2 protein-coding genes are annotated in these 3,559 nt (G+C 41.0%); both read right to left on the minus strand.

Going from position 1 to position 3,559, the window contains the following annotated elements; all coding sequences use genetic code 11:
- Nucleotides 1–66: 66 nt before the first annotated feature.
- A complete protein-coding gene (locus HWQ37_RS00020) occupies nt 67–2,595 on the minus strand; it encodes a peptidase domain-containing ABC transporter (protein WP_292742501.1) in 2,529 nt (842 codons plus the stop codon).
- Between the two features lie 8 nt (nt 2,596–2,603).
- Nucleotides 2,604–3,365, minus strand: a complete 762-nt coding sequence (locus tag HWQ37_RS00025) for a peptidylprolyl isomerase (RefSeq protein WP_292742505.1) — start codon at nt 3,363–3,365, stop codon at nt 2,604–2,606.
- Nucleotides 3,366–3,559 lie beyond the last annotated feature (194 nt).

A 3,559-nucleotide genomic window follows, 5' to 3' on the forward strand; every position in this document is an offset into this window, starting at 1 on the left:
CGACCCTTATTTATGAATTCACTATTTTGCTATTCTGTCAATGCGTAAGTCCTAACGTCTATGAATTCACACACTAGCCAACTGCCGTTGATACAACGCCCAATACACACCTCTTTTTTGCAGCAACTCATCATGGGTTCCTCGTTCCACAATCTCGCCTTTTTCTAATACCAAAATCAAATCGGCTCGTTTTAATGGTGCAAATCGGTGAGCAATCATAAATACTGTGCGATCGCCCGAAACTTCCTGCAAGTTCTGTAATACTTTTTGTTCTGTCTCACTATCCAAGCTACTTGTAGCTTCATCTAAGATTAAAATCGGAGCCTTGGAAAGAAATAAACGCGCTAAAGCAAGACGTTGGCGCTGTCCTCCCGATAAGGCGACTCCGCGCTCCCCGATGCTGGTTTGGTAGCCTTTGGGCATTTCGCTGATAAAATTATGAGCTGCTGCCAGTCGTGCTGCTTTTATGACTTCTTCGGTTGTAATATCTGGATCGCCGAAGGTGATATTTTCTGAGATGGTAGCGTCAAAGAGAAAATCGTCTTGGAGGACAACGCTAATTTGTTGTCGTAAAGAACCGATATCAGCATTTTTAATATCGAAATCATCAATTAAGATAGAGCCGGATTCTGGTTTATAGAGGCGTTGTAAAAGCTTTGAAAGTGTACTTTTACCAGAACCACTCCGTCCCACAATTCCGACAAACATCCCCGGTTGCACAGTCAAAGAAATGCCTTTTAAAACAGGTTCTTCTTGGTCGCTTTGGTAGCGGAAAAACACTTTTTCAAAGTTTACTTGACCGCGCAATGGTGGTAAAATTAAACCAGAACCAGGTTCAGCTTCGGGAGCAGTATTAAGAATATCTCCCAGTCGATCTACAGATAGTAAAACTTGCTGGAATTCCTGCCAAAGTTGTACTAAACGCAGCAGTGGACTTGTGACTTTAGAAGCTAACATTTGAAAAGCAACTAATACACCAATAGTTATCTGTTGTTCGATGACGAGTCTGGCTCCAAACCAAAGAATAATTAGGTAGGAAAAATTAGTCAAAAAGTCGCCAATATTACTGCCAATATTAGAAGTGGTGGAAGCTTTAAAGCTAGTGCGGATGTAACGCGCAAATAAGCCTTCCCAACGGCGGCGAGATTTGCGTTCAGCCGCATGAGCTTTTACAGCATGAATGCCGGTGACAGTTTCTACTAAAAAGGATTGGTTATCGGCACCGCGATTAAAAGTTTCATTTAGCCAATGGCGTAAAATCGGTGTAGCGATTAAATTTAAAACGACGAACAGGGGAATCACAGCCAAAGCCACCCAAGTGAGGGTGGAACTGTAAGCAAACATGAGTACGAGATACACTACAGAAAAAATGCTGTCAAGGATGACAGTTAAGGCTGTACCTGTGAGAAAAGAGCGAATATTTTCGAGTTCTTGCGCTCTTGCAACAGTATCACCGACTCGACGCGACTCAAAATAAGTTAAGGGTAGACGCATCAGTTGGCGAAACAACTGGGACGATAAACTTAAATCAAGGCGATTGGCAGTGTGGGTAAAAATGTATAGCCGCAAGATGCCCAAAATTGCTTCAAAAATCGCCACACCCAAAAGAGCGATCGCCATCACATCCAAAGCATTGCGGCTGCCAAACACCATTACTTTGTCAATGATGTACTGAGTGATGATTGGCGTTGCTAACCCCAACAATTGCAGCGCCAAAGAAAGTAATAATACTTCTCCTAATAACTTCCAATGTTTCCAAACCGCAGGAACAAACCAACTCAGGTTAAACTTCTGCTTATTATCCTGCTCTTGAATTAATTCAACTTGCCAAAGTTGTCCATCCCAATTTTCTTCAAGCATTTTTTGGGGAATGCTTTGGCAAGTTTGACTGAGGTTGGTAGGAAATGCAATAATTACGCGATTGCCCCTAACGCCATAGATAACAATCCATTCTTCCCGTCGCCAAAGCAACAAAGCCGGGAAAGTTAATGAGCGCAAATCATTTGAGGTAACTTGTAGCTGTCGCACTTGCAGTCCGAGTTTTTCCCCCGCTTCCATGACATCGTGAGGGCGTTCTCCCCGCAGTTGACGCTGTACCGAATCAAATGGGATCGGATTTTGGAGATATTGCGCCGCCATTGTTAAGCACGCAGCCGCAGTATTAGGACTCAAAACAAATGGATAACCTGATACTGGTTGAGGTAAATTAGCGTCTATTGACTGATAACGCGATCGCTCTTGCTCCCAAAAGTGATTTAATTCTAGAGAATAAACTTTTTGCCACAGTGCTGCATCCCAGCGCATCACTTCCACATTTTTAGATGCTACAGCTTTCAAATCTCCAGAAAGTTCTAGTAAATCCCCAAACCAATCTCCTGCTTTTAAAGTTCCTAATGACTTGGGTTTTCCATCTTCTTTGAGACGCACATTACCCGAAACAATTAAGAATTGGTTTCCTGGAATACCCGTAGACCAAATTATTTCCCCCGTCTTATATCGACGAATTTCGGCTTGGGTTTTAAATTTAATTTGCTGCTCTGTAGTTAGCAAGCACAGTGGCAAGCTTTCCCATTTCAAGTAGATTTGTAAGTTCATGATTAACCCTAGAACTTCACCTGAAGCTTGACATTAATTTTTTGAATTTTATCTTCTAGCCATTGATGGAAAAGCTCATCTTCTAATTCTTGTTTCAGTTGTTCTTCTAACGAAGCTTCTAAAATTTTTTCCACACGGACTAAATACCAAAGTCCATTAATTTCTAGTGGACCAATCAACTCACCAATATTGGCTAAATCAACACTTGCTCTGAGTACATCTGGCATTGTACCCCGGCTGATTGCTCCCATCATTCCATTAAAAATTCGGTCATCTTCAACAGAATATTCCTGGACTAGCTGCTCAAATCTAGCGCCGTCTTCTACAATTTGACTTTTGAGTTCTTCAGCCAGCGCTTGATCTTCTACAACTAAGCGCGACAACACTACTCTATCTAAAAATATCTTACGTTCAATAAAATATTCCTGGAGGTTTGGTTCAGTAATCTGAGCTTTCAATTTTTCCAACTTGAGGTTAGAACCGATTTGTCTGCGAAAAGTAGCATAATCTATACCCTTATTTGCAAGCCATTCTTGAAAACTTCTGTAGTCAGTCAGCTGATGATCTAATCGAAAATCCATCACTAGTTGATCGATTAAATCACCACCAATATCAAGTTCCTCTATGGTTTGTAGTTCTTGCTCGATGATGTACTGGCTAAGAATTTCCCAGATAACAGAGTTAAGTCTGTCGGAAGACTCCAGGTATCTTAATGCTTGACCTAGAGAAATAGGCTGGTCATCAGCAGTTAAGAACACGGTAGACTCTATCATTGAAGGTATATTTCAAGCTTATATGTTTAAGTAGACTTACACCGATTGTCTGTTTGCAAGTATTACTCATGTTTTTAGGTGCATAACATAGACACCTACAAAATATAGTCACCATATTTCGGATATAGTGAAAGATTTTTGTAAAAAACAACGTTATGCTTTCTAGTATTAGACTAATCCTACAACAAATG

Source organism: Nostoc sp. NMS4 (genome assembly GCF_017115095.1).
Classification (GTDB): Bacteria; Cyanobacteriota; Cyanobacteriia; order Cyanobacteriales; family Nostocaceae; genus Nostoc.

Coding starts and splice junctions, on each gene's coding strand:
- HWQ37_RS00020 (WP_292742501.1), bottom strand. CDS start 2,595: ATGAACTTACAAATCTACTTGAAATGGGAAAGCTTGCCACTGTGCTTG.